Annotated in this window: 14 protein-coding genes; 7 read left to right on the top strand and 7 right to left on the bottom strand. The window is 72.3% G+C overall.

All coding sequences use genetic code 11. The features are described 5' to 3' along the window. Window positions 1-92 precede the first annotated feature (92 nt). Window positions 93-1,151, bottom strand: a complete 1,059-nt coding sequence (gene disA / locus VT50_RS13015) for a DNA integrity scanning diadenylate cyclase DisA (RefSeq protein WP_046087810.1) — start codon at window positions 1,149-1,151, stop codon at window positions 93-95. Between the two features lie 394 nt (window positions 1,152-1,545). Next, window positions 1,546-2,970: a DNA repair protein RadA gene (gene radA, locus VT50_RS13010; protein ID WP_046087760.1), complete on the bottom strand. Its 1,425-nt coding sequence runs from the start codon at window positions 2,968-2,970 to the stop codon at window positions 1,546-1,548. Between the two features lie 174 nt (window positions 2,971-3,144). On the opposite strand from radA, the gene VT50_RS13005 reads away from it, so the two are divergent. Then, on the top strand, window positions 3,145-4,848 hold the full coding sequence (locus VT50_RS13005) for a BACON domain-containing protein (RefSeq protein ID WP_046087759.1): 1,704 nt from the start codon (window positions 3,145-3,147) through the stop codon (window positions 4,846-4,848). A gap of 509 nt (window positions 4,849-5,357) precedes the next feature. Here the strand turns inward: VT50_RS13005 and VT50_RS13000 are convergent. Beyond that, window positions 5,358-6,257: a DUF3109 family protein gene (locus VT50_RS13000; protein WP_046087758.1), complete on the bottom strand. Its 900-nt coding sequence runs from the start codon at window positions 6,255-6,257 to the stop codon at window positions 5,358-5,360. A gap of 178 nt (window positions 6,258-6,435) precedes the next feature. Between VT50_RS13000 and VT50_RS12995 the strand changes: the two genes are divergently transcribed. The 4 genes from VT50_RS12995 to ilvD all read left to right on the top strand — a co-directional run bounded on the left by VT50_RS12995 (window position 6,436) and on the right by ilvD (window position 11,119). Next, window positions 6,436-7,365, top strand: coding sequence for a Ppx/GppA family phosphatase (locus tag VT50_RS12995; RefSeq protein WP_046087757.1), 930 nt, complete (start codon window positions 6,436-6,438; stop codon window positions 7,363-7,365). A gap of 193 nt (window positions 7,366-7,558) precedes the next feature. Beyond that, window positions 7,559-8,404, top strand: coding sequence for a sugar phosphate isomerase/epimerase family protein (locus VT50_RS12990; protein WP_046087756.1), 846 nt, complete (start codon window positions 7,559-7,561; stop codon window positions 8,402-8,404). Then, window positions 8,401-9,036 (top strand): TetR/AcrR family transcriptional regulator, encoded by a 636-nt coding sequence (locus tag VT50_RS12985; RefSeq protein ID WP_046087755.1) that lies wholly within the window; start codon window positions 8,401-8,403, stop codon window positions 9,034-9,036. The genes VT50_RS12990 and VT50_RS12985 overlap by 4 nt, the downstream gene beginning before the upstream one ends. A gap of 232 nt (window positions 9,037-9,268) precedes the next feature. Next, window positions 9,269-11,119, top strand: coding sequence for a dihydroxy-acid dehydratase (ilvD, locus tag VT50_RS12980; protein ID WP_046087754.1), 1,851 nt, complete (start codon window positions 9,269-9,271; stop codon window positions 11,117-11,119). A gap of 123 nt (window positions 11,120-11,242) precedes the next feature. Here the strand turns inward: ilvD and VT50_RS12975 are convergent, their stop codons facing one another. After that, a complete protein-coding gene (locus VT50_RS12975) occupies window positions 11,243-13,564 on the bottom strand; it encodes a serine/threonine-protein kinase (protein WP_046087753.1) in 2,322 nt (773 codons plus the stop codon). A 146-nt stretch (window positions 13,565-13,710) separates the two neighbouring features. Here VT50_RS12975 and VT50_RS12970 point away from each other — a divergent pair, with 146 nt between their 5' ends. Then, window positions 13,711-14,031 carry an SH3 domain-containing protein gene (locus tag VT50_RS12970; RefSeq protein WP_046087809.1) on the top strand — a complete coding sequence of 107 codons (321 nt, stop codon included), beginning with the start codon at window positions 13,711-13,713 and terminating at the stop codon, window positions 14,029-14,031. Window positions 14,032-14,143: 112 nt separating this feature from the next. Here VT50_RS12970 and VT50_RS12965 read toward each other — a convergent pair whose 3' ends face one another. Next, window positions 14,144-15,718, bottom strand: coding sequence for a SulP family inorganic anion transporter (locus VT50_RS12965; RefSeq protein ID WP_075200551.1), 1,575 nt, complete (start codon window positions 15,716-15,718; stop codon window positions 14,144-14,146). Window positions 15,719-15,917: 199 nt separating this feature from the next. Continuing rightward, window positions 15,918-16,349: a hypothetical protein gene (locus tag VT50_RS12960; RefSeq protein ID WP_240529153.1), complete on the bottom strand. Its 432-nt coding sequence runs from the start codon at window positions 16,347-16,349 to the stop codon at window positions 15,918-15,920. A 265-nt stretch (window positions 16,350-16,614) separates the two neighbouring features. Between VT50_RS12960 and proC the strand changes: the two genes are divergently transcribed. After that, a complete protein-coding gene (gene proC / locus VT50_RS12955) occupies window positions 16,615-17,424 on the top strand; it encodes a pyrroline-5-carboxylate reductase (RefSeq protein WP_046090180.1) in 810 nt (269 codons plus the stop codon). Between the two features lie 52 nt (window positions 17,425-17,476). Here proC and trpS read toward each other — a convergent pair whose 3' ends face one another. Then, window positions 17,477-18,496, bottom strand: coding sequence for a tryptophan--tRNA ligase (gene trpS, locus VT50_RS12950; RefSeq protein ID WP_046090179.1), 1,020 nt, complete (start codon window positions 18,494-18,496; stop codon window positions 17,477-17,479). Window positions 18,497-18,917: the final 421 nt, after the last annotated feature.

Below are 18,917 nucleotides of genomic sequence, written 5' to 3'. Positions count from 1 at the left end.
CGCCCGCGCACATCCGGGTGGTCCGGCCGGTGGCTGGGGCGGAGTCCCAGTTACGGGAAGGGGCGGGGCGGGGGAAGGCCGCCTTGGGCAGGCTAGACGTACCGCTCCAGGATGGAGGACTCCGCCAGCCGCGAAAGACCCTCGCGGACCGACCGCGCACGGGCCTCGCCCACGCCGTCCACCATCTGCAGATCGTCCACGCTCGCGGCCAACAGCTTCTGCAGGCCCCCGAAGTGCTCCACCAGCCGCTCGATGATGGCGCCCGGCAGCCGCGGCACCTTGGCCAGCAGCCGGAAGCCGCGCGGCGAGACCGCCGAGTCGAGGGTCTCGGGCGAGCCGGTGTACCCCAGCGCCCGGGCCACGATGGGGAGTTCGAGCAGCTCGGCGTGGGCCAGCCGGTCCAGCTCGGCGAGCGCGTCGGCCACCGTACGGGTGCGCTTGGCGGTCGGCTCGGGCACGTAGTCCCGCACCACCAGCTCACGCTCGGGCTCCACGCCCGCGATCAACTCGTCCAGCTGGAGGGAGAGCAGCCGGCCGTCGGTGCCCAGCTCGACCACGTACTCCGCGATCTCGGTGGCGATACGGCGGACCATCTCCAGCCGCTGCGCGACCGCGCTCACATCCCGGACGGTGACCAGGTCCTCGATCTCGAGGGCCGAGAGCGTGCCCGCCACCTCGTCGAGGCGGAGCTTGTACCGCTCCAGGGTGGCCAGCGCCTGGTTGGCGCGGGAGAGGATCGCCGCCGAGTCCTCCAGCACCCGCCGCTGACCGTCCACATACAGCGCGATCAGCCGCATCGACTGGCTGACCGAGACCACCGGGAAGCCGGTCTGGATGGAGACGCGCTGCGCGGTGCGGTGCCGGGTGCCGGTCTCCTCGGTGGCGATCGCCGCGTCCGGCACCAGCTGCACCCCCGCCCGCACGATCTTCGTGATGTCCTTGTCGATCACCAGCGCGCCGTCCAGCTTGCACAGCTCGCGCAGCCGGGTCGCGGTGAACTCGACGTCGATGACGAAGCCGCCGGTGCACAGCGACTCGACGGTCTTGTCGGTGCCGAGCACGATCAGCCCGCCGGTGTTTCCCCGGAGAACGCGCTCGAGGCCGTCGCGCAACGCCGTGCCGGGCGCGACCGCGCTCAGGGAGGCACGCATCAGACCGTCGGCCTTGCCGGGTGCCGTTGCCCGGTCGCCTGCTGCCACTGCACTCCTCCGTCGCAAGGTCTGTCGGTGCCACGAGTCGCCCTGCCATGCCGATGCGCGAGGCCACCTGCGCGAGGCCAACGTATGCGAGGCCACGTTTGCGCGAGGCCACGTATGGGCGAGACCAGGGCAAAGTCTACCGGCGGCCACCGGCCTCCGGTGGGGTCTCCCGGCGTACGCCCGTGGGCGCGAAGCGGAGTGCGACTCTCCATGGGCCGTGCGCCACCCGGCTCACCGACCCCCGCCGTACGCCCTCACCAGCGCACTCGGCCACGCTTCCGCCGCCGCTCCGGTGCTGCCTCGCCCACCATGTCAGCCCCGGCCGCCCGCCTCCACCCGCGCCTTCTCAGCCCCGCTCCTCCGCCTCCACCCGCCCCTTCTCGCCCCGCTCCCGGCGTCGCGGCAGCACCCGCAGCGCGTCCCCGATGTCCGCCACCTCCAGCACCCGCATCCCGTCCGGGATCCGGCCCGGGTCGCCCGGCACCAGGGCGTGGGTGAAGCCGAGCCGGGACGCCTCCGCCAGCCGCCGCTGTACCCCGGTGACCCGCCTGACCTCGCCCGCGAGACCCACCTCGCCGATCGCCACCAGGTTCTTGGGCAGCGGGGTGTCGCTCGCGGCGCTGGCCAGCGCGAGCGCCACCGCGAGGTCGGCGGCGGGCTCGGACAGCTTCACCCCGCCCACGGTGGCGCTGTAGATGTCCCGCTTGCCCAGCGCGCTGATCCGGCCGCGCTGCTCCAGCACGGCGAGCATCATCGAGACGCGGGACGTCTCCAGACCGGAGGTGGTGCGGCGCGGCGAGGGGATCTGGGAGTCCACGGTGAGCGCCTGCACCTCGGCCACCAGCGGGCGACGGCCCTCCAGGGTGACCGTCAGACAGGTGCCGGGCACCGGCTCGTCGCGGCGGGTGAGGAACAGCCCGGAGGGGTCGGCGAGCCCGGTGATGCCCTCGTCGTGCAGCTCGAAGCAGCCGACCTCGTCCGTCGCCCCGTAGCGGTTCTTCACCCCGCGGACCAGCCGCAGCCGGGCGTGCCGGTCGCCCTCGAAGTGCAGCACGACATCGACCAGATGCTCCAGCAGCCGGGGCCCGGCGATGGCCCCGTCCTTGGTGACGTGGCCCACCAGCAGCGTGGACATCCCGCGCTCCTTGGACGCGCGGATAAGCGCCCCGGCCACCTCGCGCACCTGCGCCATCCCGCCCGGCGCGCCGTCGATCTCGGGCGAGGCGACGGTCTGCACCGAGTCCAGGACGAGCAGCGAGGGCTTGACCGAGTCCAGATGGCCGAGGACCGCGGAGAGGTCGGTCTCGGCGGCGAGGTAAAGGTGCTCGCTCAGCGCGCCGATGCGGTCGGCGCGCAGCCGCACCTGACTGGCCGACTCCTCACCCGTGATGTAGAGCGTGCGGTGCTCCTCGGAGGCGGCCTTGGCCGCCACGTCCAGCAGCAGCGTGGACTTGCCGACCCCGGGCTCCCCGGCGAGCAGCACGACCGCGCCCGGGACCAGCCCGCCGCCGAGCACCCGGTCCAGCTCGTCCACGCCGGTGCCGCGCGCGGTGGCCTGACGGCCGTCCACCTGGCCGATGGGCAGGGCGGCCGAGGTGACCCGGCCGGGCGCGGTGGTGCGTACCGCGGGCGCCCCGTACTCCTCGACCGTGCCCCACGCCTGGCACTCCGGGCAGCGGCCGAGCCACTTGGCGGTGGTCCAGCCGCACTCCGTGCAGCGGTAGGAGGGGCGGTCCTTGGCGGATGAGCGGGAGGAGCTACGGGCAGCCATGCCGTAACGCTAGCGTCGGCCACCGACAGAGCCGAACGGCGGCGGGCGCGTAGCAGGTTGTGACCACCGGAGGGGGACACCTGTCCCCTTATGAGGGAGATAGTCACCCGTAAGGATTAAAACAGCGCAAGTGGCGCGAGGAAGTCTGCATCATCCGCCTACCGTCGCCGGGTGATGAGCAGCAGGTCCGAGCACTCGACACAGACCACCGGCGCACAGCGGGCGCGGCGCCGTGCGCCCCGCTCCACCACCCGCCCGCAGCGCCCTCCGGAACGCTACGAGCCGTACCTGGACGGCCTGTTCACGTACTGCCTGTCGGCCCTGTGCGAGCACGACGCCGCGGCCGTCGCGGTGGGCGACGTCCTGGCGGTGGCCGAGCGCCGCACCGGCCGGGGGCGGGGCCGGGTGACCGCGGAGGGCGAGCTGTCCCGTCCGTGGCTCTACGCGGTCGCCCGCTGGGCCTGTCTGCGCAAGCTGGCCGAGCGCCGCAGCCGTACGGGGACGGACACCCCGGGCGACGGCGCCGCGGCCGAGCTGCCCGAGCCCATCGCCGCCCAGCGCCGCCGCGAACTGGCCGCGCTGGCCTGGCCGGAGGCCGCGGGGACCTCCGCCGAGCAGCGCGAGGCGCTTGAGCTCGCGGTGCGCCACCGGCTGGGCCCCGCCGAGGTGGCCGCCGTGCTCGGCAAGGACCAGGAGGAGACCCGCGCCCTGCTCTCCAGCGCCGCCTGCGAGGTGGAGCGGACCCGTGCCGCGCTCGCCGTCGTCGAGCTCGGCCACTGCCCGGTGGTCGCGCGGCTCGCGGGCGACACCCAGGTGCTGCTCTCCGCCGCGCTCCGCCGTGAGCTGGTGCGCCATGTGGACGACTGCCGCGAGTGCCGCCGGATGGCCGAGCGCGCCACGGCCGACGGGCCCTGGCCCGGTACGGCCGCCGCGCCCGCCGCGCTGCCGGTGGTGGAGGCCCCCCGCGCCGCCGTGCACGCCGCGCTGCTGGGCGCGCTGGGCGGGCGGCCCGCCCGCGCGGGTGCCGGGCCCCGGTTCGACCGGCGCGGCTTTCCACTGGAGCCCCAGGACCGGGCCGCCCGCCGCAGCCGGATGCGCAGCCGCGTGATGACCACGACGGTGGTCGCCACGGTCGTGGCGGCCCCGGTGCTCGCCCTGTGGGCCGCCTACCGGGGCGCCCCGCTCGCCGGTGACGAGCGCGACACGGACTCGGTGGCCGCCGCCGACGCGGACGGCGCGGACCAGGCCCCGGCCGGTCAGGACCGGCCCGCCCGGCGCTCGTACGAGCAGACCGGCAGTGCGCAGGACCGTTCCGGCACCCGGGTCGGCTCCGGCCCGCACGGCACCAAGGCGGGGCGCGGGGCCTCGGACGTCTCGGTCGAGGTCATCGGCGCGGGCGGGGGCGCGGAGCGGCCGGGCCACAAGGGCGGCGGGGCGTCCCGCCCGGGCGGCTCGCCCTCCGCTGGCGGCCGCCCCGGCGGTGGCTCAGGACCCTCCCGGCCCGCCCCGGGACCGGGGCGGCTCACGGTCACCGCCCACCCCGAGGGCGATGTGACGGTCATCACCCTGACCGCGTCCGGCGGTTCACCGGTGCACTGGTCGGCCTCCGCCGGGGCGTCCTGGCTCCAGCTGAGCCGCACGGCCGGGATGCTGCGGCCCGGCGACTCCACGACCATCACGGTCTCGGTCAACCACGACCGGGAGCCCGCCGGGCGCTGGAGCGCGCGGGTCTCGGTGGATCCGGCGGGCGCGGTGGTGCTGATCGAGGGCCGGGGCACGTCCCCCGAACCCACGCCCACCCCCACGACCCCCTCCGACCCGCCGACCCCGACCGACCCGTCACCCACTCCCTCCGGCTCACCCGCCGCGAAGCGCTGACGCGCAGCGCCCACGGGTGGACCGGCCGCGTCAGGTGGCGCCTGCGGCGGGCCGCTCCCCTCCCCGCCCCTTCCCGAAACTGGGGCTTCGCCCCAGCCCCCGGACAAGGCTCCGCCCAGGTCCCGACCCAGGGCTCCGCCCCTGGACCCCAACGGCGCGAAAGGCGCCCCGAAGGGGCGCGAGGAACTGCGCGACTAGCCACGGCGGTGCCGCAGGTGATCGGTCGGGCCGCGGGGGCTCGGCCCCTGGACGGTGGGCGTGCGGGGGCCTCGAAAGGGGCGCGGGGAACTGCGTGACTAGCCACGGTGGCGCCGCAGGTGATCGGTCGGGCCGCGGGGGGCTCGGCTCCGGAAGGGGCGCGGGGAACCGCGCGATCAGCCACGGCGAGCGCCGCAGGGATCGGTCAGGGTCCAGGGGCTCCGTCCCTGGACCCCGGGGGCTGGGGCGGAACCCCAGTTTCGGGAAGGGGCGGGGAGGGGAAACAGCCCGCCGCAGGCGCCACGACCCCCTCAGCCGTCCAGGTCCACCGGATCCACCGGATCCACCGGGCCCACCGGATCTGCCGGATGCGGTGCCACCAACGGCAGCGACGACGCCATCCGCTGCTCACACAGCTCGGCCAGCCGGTCGTACCCGCCCTTCCCCATCAGCTCCATGAGCTCCGGCCGGTACGACCGGAACACCGGCTTTCCAGCCCCGTGCGCCGAAGTGGCCGACGTGCACCACCAGTGCAGATCGTGCCCGCCAGGCCCCCAGCCCCGCCGGTCGTACTCGCCGATGGTGATCCGCAGCACCCGGGTGTCGTCCGGCCGGTCGACCCAGTCGTAGGACCGGCGCACCGGCAGCTGCCAGCACACATCCGGCTTGGTCTCCAGCGGCTCGCGCCCCTCCCGCAGCGCCAGGATGTGCAGCGCGCAGCCCGCGCCGCCCGGGAAGCCCGGCCGGTTCTGGAAGATGCACGAGCCCTTGTGGCGCCGGGTCTGCCGCTCGCCGTCGTCGTCCACCTCCACCCACCCCGAGGCGTGCCCCTCGTCGTGGAACTGCCAGATCTCCGGGGTCAGCCGGGCCATATGGCGTCCGACCCGCGCCTCGTCGTCCTCGTCGGAGAAGTGCGCGCCCAGTGTGCAGCAGCCGTCGTCGGCCCGCCCCGCCTGGATGCCCTGGCAGCCCTGGCCGAAGATGCAGGTCCACCTGGAGGTCAGCCAGGTCAGATCGCATCGGAAGAGCTGCTCGTCGTCGGCCGGATCGGGGAATTCGACCCAAGCGCGGGCGAAGTCCAGACCGACCTCGTCCTCCGCACCCGGGGCGTCCTCGGCGCCCTCCGCTCCCGACGGCATCGGCTCCTCGGCCGCCCACTCCAGGGCGTCCTTCCGGCGTTTGTCCTGCTTCGCCTTTTTCGTCTTTGCCACGGTGCAAGGGTAGGCGCCTTCGGCGAAAAGCCGGGGGTGGGGACCGCCCCGGCCCGGCGGCGCGGCAGATGCGCGAGATCGGACGCGAGATCGGACGCGAAATCGGGTGCCAGGCCGCCCCCGGCGATCGTGGGGGACCTGTGCATGACACCAAGCCGAGAGCAGTAGCGTTCACGTTATGAGACTCGGTGTCCTCGACGTGGGTTCGAATACGGTTCATCTGCTCGTGATGGACGCCCACCCCGGCGCGCGCCCGCTGCCCGCGCATTCGCACAAGGCCGAGCTGCGGCTGGCCCAACTCCTCGACGGGCACGGGGCCATCGGCCCCGAGGGCGTCGACCGCCTGATCGCGGTGGTCATGGAGGCACTGGAGGCGGCCGAGGACAAGGGCGTCGAGGACGTCCTGCCGTTCGCGACCTCCGCCGTCCGTGAGGCGTCCAACGCCGATGAGGTCCTGACCCGGGTCGCCGAGGAGACCGGCGTACGGCTCCAAGTCCTCAGCGGCGCGGACGAGGCGCGGCTCACCTTCCTGGCCGCCCGCCGCTGGTTCGGCTGGTCCGCGGGGAAGTTGCTGGTCCTGGACATCGGCGGCGGTTCGCTGGAGATCGCGTACGGCATGGACGAGGAGCCCGACGCCGCGGTGTCGCTGCCGCTGGGGGCCGGTCGGCTGACCGCGGCCTGGCTGCCCGGCGATCCGCCCGACCCGGCGGACGTGCGGGCCCTGCGGCGCCATGTGCGGGCCGAGATCGCCCGGAGCGTCGGCGATTTCAGCCGTCACGGGGCGCCGGACCACGTGGTCGCCACCTCCAAGACCTTCAAGCAGCTGGCCAGGATCACCGGCGCCGCGCGCTCCGCCGAGGGGCTTTACGTGGAGCGGCGGCTGACCCGCCGGGCGCTGGAGGAGTGGGTGCCGAAGCTGGCGGCCATGACCACCCAGGAGCGGGCCGAGCTGCCCGGGGTCTCCGAGGGCCGGGCCGGGCAGCTCACGGCCGGGGCGCTGGTGGCGGAGGCCGCGCTGGACCTGTTCGACGTGGAGCAGTTGGAGATCTGCCCGTGGGCGCTGCGCGAGGGCGTGATCCTCCGCCGCCTGGACCATCTGCCCACCTGACCACGGCAGCACCCACCCGCCCGCGAGAGCACCCGGGAGCACCCGGGAGCACTCGGGAGCCCCCGGCCCACCGAGCGCCCGACCACCGCGCACCCCACCACGGAGCGTGACGAGGGCCGGAAAGCGGCGGCCGTTCAGCGGCAAAGACCGCCGCGGTTCGGTTGCGGAGAGCAGCCGCCGTACGCTGTCCCTCGTGACAGAGCCAGTGGTGCGCATCCCGGATGCGAAGGTCGCGCTGTCCACAGCCTCGGTCTATCCGGAGTCGACTGCGACGGCCTTCGAGATCGCGGCACGCCTGGGCTACGACGGCGTCGAGGTCATGGTGTGGACCGATCCGGTCAGCCAGGACATCGAGGCGCTGCGTCGGCTCTCGGACTACCACCAGGTGCCGATCCTCGCCGTGCACGCCCCCTGTCTGCTGATCACCCAGCGGGTCTGGTCGACCGACCCGTGGGTGAAGCTGCAGCGGGCGAGAGCGGCGGCCGAGAAGCTTGACGCGTCCACCGTCGTGGTCCACCCGCCGTTCCGATGGCAGCGGGCGTACGCCCGCGAGTTCGTCCGCGGAATCTGGCGGATGGCGGATGAGACCGATGTGCGGTTCGCGGTCGAGAACATGTACCCATGGCGCTATCGCGACCGCGAGATGCTGGCGTACGCCCCCGGCTGGGACGTCACCCAGGACGACTACCGCCACTTCACGATCGACCTGTCGCACACCGCCACCGCCCGTACGGACGCGCTGGAGATGGTGGACCGCATGGGCGACCGGCTGGCCCATCTCCATCTCGCCGACGGCCAGGGCTCCAACAAGGACGAGCACCTGGTACCCGGGCGCGGCACCCAGCCCTGCGCCGAGCTGCTGGAACGGCTCGCGGGCGGCGGTTTCGACGGCAATGTGGTCGTCGAGGTCAACACCCGGCGCGCCATGTCCACGACCGAGCGCGAGGCCGATCTGGCGGAGGCCCTGGCCTTCACCCGGCTGCACCTGGCCTCGCCGACCTCGGCCACCCGGTCGAGCAGGGCGGTGCCCGGTTCATGACCGCCGCCGCATCCGGGCCCGGGCCCGCCATGCCCCCGCGCAAGCGCGGCCGCCCGGCCCGTACCAGCGCCTCCGACGGACCCGCCACCCGCGACCGGATCCTGATCGCGGCGCGCAACGAGTTCGCCGAGCGCGGCTACGACAAGACCTCGATCCGCGGCATCGCCAAGGCCGCGGAGGTGGACCCGGCACTGGTCCACCACTACTTCGGCACCAAGGAGCAGGTCTTCGAGGCGGCCATCGAGCTGATCTTCGCCCCCGCCATGGGCGTCCCGGACGCGGTGCACGGCAGCCGGGAGGGCGCGGGCGAGCGGATGGCCCGCTATATGTTCGGCATCTGGGAGAACCCGGTCAGCAGGCTGCCGCTGCTCGCCGTGATGCGCTCGGCGCTGACCAACGAGACCGCCGCCGCGGTGCTGCGCGGCATGATCGAGCGCCGGGTGCTGTTGCGGATGGCGGGTGAGCTGGACGTTCCGAACCCCGAGTTCCGGGCCCAGCTCGCGGCCGGGCATCTGATCGGGATCGCGATGCTGCGGTATGTGATCCGTATGGAGCCGATGGCCTCGGCGGAGACGGACGACATCGTGGCCATGGTGGGGCCGACCCTCCAGCGCTATCTGACCGAGAGCTGACCGGAGCTGACCCAGAGCTCACCGACACCTCACCCAGAGCTCACCGACACCTCACCCAGAGCTCACCGAGCGCCGACCCAGGGCTCACCCAGAGCCGATCGGTCCGTTCCGCTCCGTGACCCGGCCGTCTCTGGATCCGGACGAACCATCCGGATCCATGGACACAAGGCGTAGGCTCAGAAGACTCCGATCCGATCCGCAGGACGCACGCATCACGAGGGAGCCGAGCACCGTGCCTGAGCTGAGGTCTCGCACCGTCACCCATGGCCGCAACATGGCGGGCGCCCGCGCCCTTATGCAGGCTTCCGGCGTAGCGCGCGAGGACTTCGGCAAGCCGATCGTCGCCGTGGCCAACAGCTTCACCGAGTTCGTGCCCGGCCACACCCACCTCCAGCCGGTCGGCCGGATCGTCAGCGAGGCGGTCCACGCGGCGGGCGGCATTGCGCGCGAGTTCAACACGATCGCCGTGGACGACGGCATTGCCATGGGCCACGGCGGGATGCTCTACAGCCTCCCCTCCCGCGACCTGATCGCCGACTCCGTGGAGTACATGGTCGAGGCGCACTGCGCCGACGCGCTGATCTGCATCTCCAACTGCGACAAGATCACCCCCGGGATGCTGATGGCCGCCATGCGGCTCAACATCCCGACCGTCTTCGTCTCCGGCGGCCCCATGGAGGCGGGCCGGACCACGCTCGTCGACGGCACCGTCCGCAAGCTGGACCTGATCAACGCGATCTCGGACGCGGTCAACGAGAGCGTCTCGGACGAGGACATCCTCCGCATCGAGAACAACGCCTGTCCGACCTGCGGCTCCTGTTCCGGCATGTTCACCGCCAACTCGATGAACTGCCTGACCGAGGCGATGGGCCTCTCCCTGCCGGGGAACGGCTCGGTGCTGGCCACCCACACGGCCCGCAAGGCGCTCTACGAGACCGCGGGCCGTACGGTCGTGGAGATCACCAAGCGCCACTACGAGCAGGACGACGCGACGGTTCTGCCGCGCTCCATCGGCTCCCGCGCCGCCTTCGACAACGCCATGGCGCTCGACATCGCCATGGGCGGCTCGACCAATACGATCCTCCACCTGCTGGCCGCCGCCCAGGAGGCCGGTCTGGACTACGACCTCAAGGACATCAACGAGGTCTCCCGCCGGGTGCCGTGCCTGGCCAAGGTCGCCCCGAACGTCGCCCCGGGCGGCACGTACTACATGGAGGACGTGCACCGCGCGGGCGGCATTCCGGCGATCCTCGGCGAGCTGTTCCGCGGCGGGCTGCTGAACGAGGACGTCCACTCCGTGCACAGCTCCTCGCTCGCCGACTGGCTCAAGACCTGGGACGTGCGCGGCGGTTCGCCGTCCGCCGAGGCCATCGAGCTGTGGCACGCGGCCCCCGGCTGCAAGCGCTCCGCCACCGCCTTCTCGCAGTCCGAGCGCTGGGACTCCCTGGACACGGACGCGGCCGGCGGTTGCATCCGCGACCTGGAGCACGCCTACTCCAAGGACGGCGGGCTCGCCGTCCTCAAGGGCAATCTGGCCGTCGACGGCTGCGTGGTGAAGACCGCGGGCGTGGACGAGTCCATCTGGACCTTCGAGGGCCCGGCCGTGGTCTGCGAATCCCAGGAGGAGGCCGTCGAGCGGATCCTGGGCAAGCAGGTCACGGAGGGCGACGTGGTCGTCATCCGCTACGAGGGCCCCAAGGGCGGCCCCGGAATGCAGGAGATGCTCTACCCGACCTCCTTCCTCAAGGGCCGCGGCCTGGGCAAGGCCTGCGCGCTGGTCACCGACGGCCGCTTCTCCGGCGGCACATCGGGTCTCTCCATCGGCCACGCCTCGCCGGAGGCGGCGTCCGGCGGCACCATCGCCCTGGTCAGGGACGGCGACCGGATCCGCATCGACATCCCCTCCCGCTCCATCGAACTCCTGGTGAGCGAGGAGGAGTTGGCGGCCCGCCGGGATGCGCTCGGCGGCGTCTACGCCCCGAAGAACCGCGAGCGCAAGGTCTCCACCGCGCTGCGCGCCTACGCGGCGATGGCCACCAGCGCGGACAAGGGCGCGGTCCGCGACATCAGCCACCTGGGCTGACGCCCCGGGCGCTGCCACCCGCCCCGGACACTTCCGGCGTGTCGTAGCCGCGGACCGTGGTGCGGGCGTCTCCGCCCCGGCGTCAGCTCGGCGGGGACGCCACCGGGGTCCGGTACGCGCCGCTCACCAATCGGCCGGATCGCGCCCGTCCACGGCGAAGAGCGTGCCGTCCGGGGCCGTGGCGAACACCTTGTCGTCCGCCACCACCGGCGCGGGCATCAGATCCAGGAAGCCCTGACCGGCCGCGCCCCCGCGCGAGCGGGTCTCGCCGATCAGCTCACCCCGCTCGGCGTCCACGGCCAGCAGCCTGCCGTCCGCCGCCGAGAAGTACAGCCGGCCGTCCGCCGCCACCAGCGGCGACGCATTGGAGACCGAGGTCTCCAGGCGCCAGAGCCGGGCCCGCGCCGAGCCCCCGCGCGCGGTGTCGACGGCCATCAACCCGCCGTCCGTGCCCAGCACATACACCCGGTCGCCGCTGGTGACCGCGCTGATCGCGGACACCGGCGCGGACAGCGCGACCCGCCGCGCCGCGCGCCGCTCCGGGTCGTAGCGGACCACGGCGGTGGTACTGGTACTGGCGTCCGTCTCGGTCAGCAGCAGCACGCCATCCGGGCCGCTTCCGGCCGGGGTGAGGTTGCCGCTGAGCGAGGCGTGCCAGCGCGTCGTGCCGCGCTCCGTGTCCACCGCCGTGACCTGGGTGCGCGAGCCGTCACCCGCGCTGGTCACGGCGTACGCGGTGCGGCCGTCGCCGTACGAGAAGAAGGCGGGCCGGGCGTGGCCGGGCAGCCGGTGGCTCCAACGCTCCTTGTTCGTCGCCCCGTTCACCGCCGTGACCGCGCCGTCCGGCGCGACCAGCAGCACGGTGTCGCCCGAGGAGTAGACCCCGCCCTGGTAGTGGGACAGATCGCGGGTCCAGCGGACACGGTGGTCCGAGGCGTCGAGCGCCCGCATCCGCCCGCCGTCCGGGGACACCGTCCGCACCAGACCGCCCGCGACCACGGGAGCCGAGATCGTCGCGCCGTCACCGGGGCGCGCCGCCGCGGACGGCCGTGACCAGACCACGCGGCCGTCGTCCGGATCGACCCGGGCGGCCTCGACACCGCGCCGCGCGCAGTACAGCGCGTCCGCTCCGTACGCGCAGAACGCGGGCCGCGCCCCCGAGCCCGCGGCCTTCCCGACGTGCAGCCCGGTCGTCCAGGGGCGCCACGCCTCGGCGGTCGCCGCGCTGACCCGCGGTCGGCCGCCGCCGGAGGTGTCCTTGCCGTCGAACGGGCGCAGTGCGACGACCGTGCCCCCGCCGAGCAGCACGACGGCCGCGGCCCCGGAGAGGGCCCACCGCCGGATCCCCCGGCGCCGCACCCCGGGCTGGTCCGCTCCCGGCCCGGGCTGGTCCGCCCCCGGCTCGGGCTGGTCGGCGGCAGGTTCGGGCTCGGGAGCCGCCTTCGCATGCGTATCGGCATCCGCCGCGTGGGGATCCGCCGTTTCGGCAAGGGCCTTCGCCCGCGTATCGGCGGCGCCGTCGTCCTGCCCCCAGCGCCCGCCCGGCAGCGAGTGCGGCTCCGGCGTCCGCTGCTGCGGCACCAGCGGTACCGGCCCGCGCGCCACCGGCGCATGGGGGCCGCGTACCGCGCGCAGGACCGTCATCAGGGCGTCAGGCGTGGGCCGTTCCTCGGGATTCTTGGCCAGACACCGCTGGACCAGCGGCAGCAGCTCATCCGGCACCCCCGCCAGATCCGCCTCGTCGTGCACCACTTGGTACGCCACGATGTACGGACTGTCGGACTCGAACGGCCCCCGCCCGGTGGCCGCGTGCACCAGCACCGAGCCCAGCGCGAACACATCCGCCGCCGGTCCCACCGCCCGTGGCCGCTGGAACTGCTCCGGCGCCATGAAGGGCGGGGTGCCGATCAACTGCCCCGTCTCGGTGCGGAGTTCGCTGTCGGACGGCCGGGAGATGCCGAAGTCGATGACCTTCGGGCCGTCCGCCGCCAGCAGTACGTTGCTCGGCTTGAGATCGCGGTGCACCACGCCCGCCCGATGGATGTCCCGCAGCGCCTCGGCGAGCCCCGCCGCCAGCCGTACCGTCTCGTCCGGCGCCAACGGGCCGCTCCGCTTGACGTGTTCGGCGAGGGTCGGGCCGGGGATGTAGAGGGTGGCCATCCAGGGCCGCGGCCCCTCCGGGTCGGCATCCACCACGGGCGCCGTGAACGCGCCGCTGACCCGCCGGGCGGCACCCACCTCCTGGCGGAACCGCGCCCGGAACTCGGGGTCTTCGGCCAGCTCGGCATGGACGACCTTCACCGCGAGCCGCCGCCCCGAGGGCGAGCGGGCCAGGTGGACCACGCCCATGCCACCGGATCCGAGGCGCGCCTCGAGCTGGTACTGCCCGGCGTACTCCGGGTCCTCCGCTTCCGGGCCCGTCCCGGCTCTGTGCACCGGCGGCATGCCCCACCCCCGTGAATTCGGCCGCATTCGCGACTCGGCGAGCCTAGTCGATGACACGTGCGAGCCTTGTTAGCCTCCGCATGTCGTGTCACTTCACACGACATATGCACAACTTCGGAATGAAGTTCAACGGGGGAGGGGCCGCCATGGCCATCGAAGAAACCGCGGACACCGCAGCCACCACCGACGCCGCGGACACCGTGGAAACCACCGCCGGAGCGATCACCTATCCGGTCGCGCCCGGCTACCAGGTGAACGTCCGCAGCGGGCCCGGCACCAACTACGGGATCGTGAAGGTGCTGCCGTACAACAGCCGGGTCCCCATCCGCTGCCAGCGGCACGGCCAGAAGGTCTCGGGGCCGTACGGCACTTCGGACATCTGGGACAACATCGCCCCGGGTCAGTACGTCGCCGACGCGTATGTGAACACCGGCAGCGACGGCTTCGTCACCGTGCCCTGCGGCTGACAGCGGTCCGTAGAGGACGTAGAGGTCCGTAGAGGAGGGGAGCCTCCCCCTCCTCTACGGACCTCTACTTCAACAGACCTCTACGCACCTCTACGGACCGATACGGAGGCCGTTACGCCGGGATCCGCTCCTCGAGCGCGGCGTCCCGCTTGACCACCGCGTTATGCCGCTCGGTCCAGGTGGCCAGCGCCATCTCACAGGCGTGGTCCACATGGCGCAGTCCGGTCAGGTCGAGCTCCACCTCGCGCTTCCGGGGCAGCCCCTCCAACTCGTCCAGCAGCTTGGGCAGTCGCAGGAAGGTCGCGTTGCCGCGCACCCGGACGCGCAGGGGCTGGTCGCCGGAGCCGGAGCCCGAACCGGAGCCCTCGTCGTCCTCGTGCCCGCTGACCTCGACATGCACATGCGAGGTCTCCCAGGCGGTCTTGGCCACGGCCATCAGCAGACCGATGATCACGCCCTCGAACATATTGGTGATCACGATCGCCCCGGCGGTGACGATCAGGATGATCGCCTCACCCCGGTGGGTCTTCCACAGCGGCACCAGGTCCTTGGTGGGGATCAGCTTCCAGCCGGAGTACACCAGCACCCCGGCGAGCGTCGCCACCGGGATGATGCCCAGCGCCGAGGGGAAGAGCACCGCGAAGACCAGCAGCCACACACCGTGCAGTACCCGCGACGCCTTCGTCTTCGCACCGGCCTGCACATTGGCCGCGCTCCGTACGATCACCGCGGTCATCGGCAGCGCGCCCAGCAGACCGCACACCGTGTTGCCCGCGCCCTGCGCCATCAGCTCCTTGTTGTAGTCGGTGCGCGGACCGTCGTGCAGCCGGTCCACGGCCGCGGCGCTGAACAGGCTCTCGGCGGAGGCGATCAGCGTGAACGCGAGCACGGTGCCGAGGACGCCCACCTCGGCGAGGGCCTGGAACTCACCGCCGCCGGGCGGCTGGACGGCGTCCAGCAGGCCCTTGACCTCGACCCGCGCGATCGGCAGGTCGAGGATCGCGGTCGCGGCGGTGGCGAGCGCGACGGCCGCCAGCGGCGCGGGCAACACCTTGGCGCCCTGGCGGAAGCGCGGCCACAGCACCAGGACGACGATCGTCCCGGCGCCCACGGCGACCGCCTTCAGGGCGTCCGCGGAACCGGCCACATCCGCGATGAGCCCCGGAATGTTGAAGATCTTGTCGAGTCCGCTGCTCGGCGCCTTGGCGTCGGCGAGCGCGTAGAGCTGTCCGGCGATCAGCACCAGGCCGATGCCCGCGAGCATGCCCTGGACCACGGCGACGGAGATCGCCCGGAACCAGCGGCCGAGGCCGAACGCGCCCATGGCCAGCTGGAGCAGTCCGGAGACGAGGACGAGGACGCCGAGCGCGGCGACGCCGTATGTCTCCACGGCCTCGTAGACCAGCACGGTCAGACCGGCGGCGGGGCCGGACACCTGCAGGCTGCTGCCCGGCAGAAAGCCGGTGACCAGCCCGCCGACGATGCCGGTGATCAGGCCGAGCTCGGCCGGTACGCCGGAGGCGACCGCCACCCCCACGCACAGGGGGACGGCCACCAGGAAGACGACGAGAGAAGCGGTGAAGTCGGCGCGGAAGGTTCCGGCGCCGGATGAGCGCCGGAGGGGTCCGGCGCCGGATGAGCCTGAGGTGCCTCCGGCACCACGGAAACGGTCAAGGAGATTTCGCATGAGGGTTGCCTCCAGTGCGCCCCGTCACCGGCTCATGGGCAGGCGGGGGCACGGCATAGCGCTACGTCAGTGGGATCGATGGAATCGGTCGCTGGCGGTTGAGATCGCTTGCTGCGAGACGCGTGGAAAGCGTTGAGAACGCGTGAGAAGCGTTGAGAAGTGCTGAGCGGGACCCGCAGGGCCACGGCGGTGTGAATTCTCAGCAGCGGAAGATCTGGAGGATGACGGGCAGTTCGCCCGATCTCGATACGGGAACGGCCTGCCGTCCGGTGACCGAGGCGGAGATGGCGGGACGCGGCACCCGAACACCGGCATCGCAACCGCACACACATCCGTATTTGCCGCCCGGTGTCGGAGCGGTGAGCGGGGCCCTTCTGCGGAGCCCCTTGCAATCCTCGGTTCCGTGGTCGCCGTGCGCGGATACCAGTGATTCTGTGGTCGGCCGCGGATCGGCTGATGCGCTGGCACTGATCAATTCTGGATGGATGACCTGCGCGGACGCGGAATCGGCGGCGATGAAGAGGGCAAGTAACACGGCAACCGCCGTTACCAGTGCATGAGCGGTATGCCGGATCGCCCTCACCATCGCCCCCTTCCCGTACGTATAGACACCGAGACCCATTGTGTCCATGAGACTGTGACCATTTGCAAGTCGATATGTAACCGACTTGTGAACTCGGAGTCATCGAACAGGGACTGATTCGTTCCGGGCGCCCTGGTTGGCGCGGGCGCAAATCGGCCGCCGGGTCACGCCGGATGGCGCGCAAAAATTAATTCATCGAACAACGAATAAGAAATTCATAAGGGCCAAGGGAAATGCGCCACCCGTGCGAGGATGGCGGAGAACAGCTACACAGCACCCGCACGGGCCGCACAGGCATGAGGAGAGCCGCACCATGACGGAGAAGGTCGCCGTGCTCGGCACGGGAAAGATCGGTGAAGCCCTTCTCAGCGGAATGATCCGGGGCGGCTGGCCGCCGTCCGACCTGCTGGTCACGGCCCGCCGCCCCGAGCGCGCCGAGGAGCTTCGGTCGCGCCACGGCGTCGAGGCCGTCTCCAACGCCGAGGCCGCCAAGGCCGCCGAGACCCTTATCCTCACCGTCAAACCGCAGGACATGGGCGCCCTGCTCGATGAGCTCGCCCCGCATGTCCCCGCCGACCGGCTCGTGGTCTCGGGCGCCGCCGGCATCCCCACCTCCTTCTTCGAGGCGCGTCTGGCCGCCGGTACCCCGGTCGTACGGGTCATGACCAACACCCCGGCGCTGGTCGACGAGGCCATGTCCGTCATCTCGGCGGGCAGCCACGCCACCGAGGAGCACCTTGCCCACACCGAGGCGATCTTCGGCGGCGTCGGCAAGACGCTCCGCGTTCCCGAGTCCCAGCAGGACGCCGCGACCGCGCTCTCCGGCTCCGGCCCGGCCTACTTCTACTTCCTCGTCGAGGCGATGACCGACGCGGGCATCCTGCTGGGCCTGCCCCGCGACAAGGCCCATGACCTGATCGTCCAGGCGGCCATCGGCGCGGCGGTGATGCTGCGCGACAGCGATCAGCATCCGGTCAAGCTGCGCGAGGCCGTGACCTCCCCGGCGGGCACCACCATCAACGCCATCCGCGAGCTGGAGAGCCACGGGGTGCGCGCCGCGCTGATCGCCGCGCTGGAGGCGGCCCGCGACCGCAGCCGCGAGCTCGCCTCCGGCAACGGCTGACGGAGAGCCCGGCGGCGACCCCGATGGAGAGCCTGGCGGAGAGCCGCCTCGCTCAGGCCGGAGGCAACAGCCCGACCGCCGCATACGCCTCGTCCACCCGGGGCCGGGCCAGCGCCCGCGCCCGCTCGGCCCCGGCCCGCAGCACCCCGTCCACATACGACGGGTCGGCGCACAGCTCGGCGTGGCGGGCCTGAAGCGGACGCAGTACCTCCAGCACCGCCTCGGCCGTCGCCCCCTTCAGCGCCCCGTACGAGCTGAACTCCTCGGCCAGCACCTCCGGTTTGCCATCGGTGCACGAGGCCAGCACATCCAGCAGATTGGCCACCCCCGGCTGCTCCGTCCGGTCGTACCGCACCTCGGAGCCGCTGTCCGTGACCGCCCGCATGATCTTCTTCCGCACCACATCCGGCTCGTCGAGCAGATAGACGATGCCCGCCGTCTCCGCGTGCGACTTCCCCATCTTGGAGGTCGGGTCCTGCAGATCCATCACCCGCGCCGAGACCCGCGGATTGGTGGCCCGGGGCACGGTGAAGACGGGTCCGTAGCGCTGGTTGAAGCGTTGCGCCAGATCCCGGGCCAGCTCCACATGCTGCGTCTGGTCCTCGCCGACCGGCACCTCATGCGTTCCGTAGATGAGGATGTCGGCGGCCATCAGCGCCGGATAGGTGAGCAGCGACAGCCGTACGCTCCCCCCTCCCGCCCGCTCCCGCGCGGACTTCTCCTTGTACTGGATCATCCGCCGCATCTCGCCGTCGGTGGCCGTGCACTCCATGAGATAGGACAGCCGTGCGTGCTCATCCACATGGCTCTGGACCAACAGCGTGCAGATCTCGGGGTCGAGCCCCGAGGCGAGCAGCAGCGTGGCGGCCTGCCGGGTGAGCCGCCGCACCCGCGCCGGATCGTGCTCCACCGTCAGCGCGTGCAGATCGACGACGCAGAACAGCGCGTCGGCACGGTGCTGGTCGTCCTGGACCCACTGGCGTACGGCCCCGAGGTAGTTCCCGAGGGTCAGATGCCCGCTCGGTTTGATCCCACTGAAGATCCGGCGCCGTGCCGACTTCGTCTCCGTCATCTCTCCGCGTCTCCCGCTGTGTCGGGGCCGCCGACCCGGCGGCCGGGATTCGCGGGAGGGAGAAACGCGAACGGCCGCCGGAGCGGCGGCCGTGGTTGCGCATGTGAAAGGGGCGGCCGCCGTCAGGCGGCCCACCAGCGTGGGTGAACACATGCGCTCGTCATGCCATAGACAGTACGCCCTGATGGGGGGTCCGGCCATGGGTTTGATGGTCCTCGGGGCGTCGTGTACTGTTCACCGGGTTGCCACGGAGCCCCACGGGGAAACGCGACAACCACTCGAGCCGCACCGGCGGCAAACCACTACTGTACGGCCCCTCATCGGGATGGATTTCGGCGTGCCCGGAATTCGGACCGGGGAACTCGATTATGAGCATCCGGGGGAATCCGCTAAAGTGGTGGACACGCCGGAAGGCGCGAAA

The organism is Streptomyces antioxidans (assembly GCF_000968685.2).
Classification (GTDB): domain Bacteria; phylum Actinomycetota; class Actinomycetes; order Streptomycetales; family Streptomycetaceae; genus Streptomyces; species Streptomyces antioxidans.
The sequence above is the reverse complement of the archived record's forward strand: the minus strand, read 5'-3'. Positions and strand labels throughout refer to the sequence as shown.

What these genes read in the sequence shown, in the direction of transcription:
- disA (WP_046087810.1), bottom strand. Translation starts at nt 1,151, where the DNA reads ATGCGTGCCTCCCTGAGCGCGGTCGCGCCCGGCACGGCGTTGCGCGAC.
- radA (WP_046087760.1), bottom strand. Translation starts at nt 2,970, where the DNA reads ATGGCTGCCCGTAGCTCCTCCCGCTCATCCGCCAAGGACCGCCCCTCC.
- VT50_RS13005 (WP_046087759.1), top strand. Translation starts at nt 3,145, where the DNA reads ATGAGCAGCAGGTCCGAGCACTCGACACAGACCACCGGCGCACAGCGG.
- VT50_RS12995 (WP_046087757.1), top strand. Translation starts at nt 6,436, where the DNA reads ATGAGACTCGGTGTCCTCGACGTGGGTTCGAATACGGTTCATCTGCTC.
- VT50_RS12985 (WP_046087755.1), top strand. Translation starts at nt 8,401, where the DNA reads ATGACCGCCGCCGCATCCGGGCCCGGGCCCGCCATGCCCCCGCGCAAG.
- VT50_RS12975 (WP_046087753.1), bottom strand. Translation starts at nt 13,564, where the DNA reads ATGCCGCCGGTGCACAGAGCCGGGACGGGCCCGGAAGCGGAGGACCCG.
- VT50_RS12970 (WP_046087809.1), top strand. Translation starts at nt 13,711, where the DNA reads ATGGCCATCGAAGAAACCGCGGACACCGCAGCCACCACCGACGCCGCG.
- VT50_RS12965 (WP_075200551.1), bottom strand. Translation starts at nt 15,718, where the DNA reads ATGCGAAATCTCCTTGACCGTTTCCGTGGTGCCGGAGGCACCTCAGGC.
- VT50_RS12960 (WP_240529153.1), bottom strand. Translation starts at nt 16,349, where the DNA reads ATGGACACAATGGGTCTCGGTGTCTATACGTACGGGAAGGGGGCGATG.
- proC (WP_046090180.1), top strand. Translation starts at nt 16,615, where the DNA reads ATGACGGAGAAGGTCGCCGTGCTCGGCACGGGAAAGATCGGTGAAGCC.
- trpS (WP_046090179.1), bottom strand. Translation starts at nt 18,496, where the DNA reads ATGACGGAGACGAAGTCGGCACGGCGCCGGATCTTCAGTGGGATCAAA.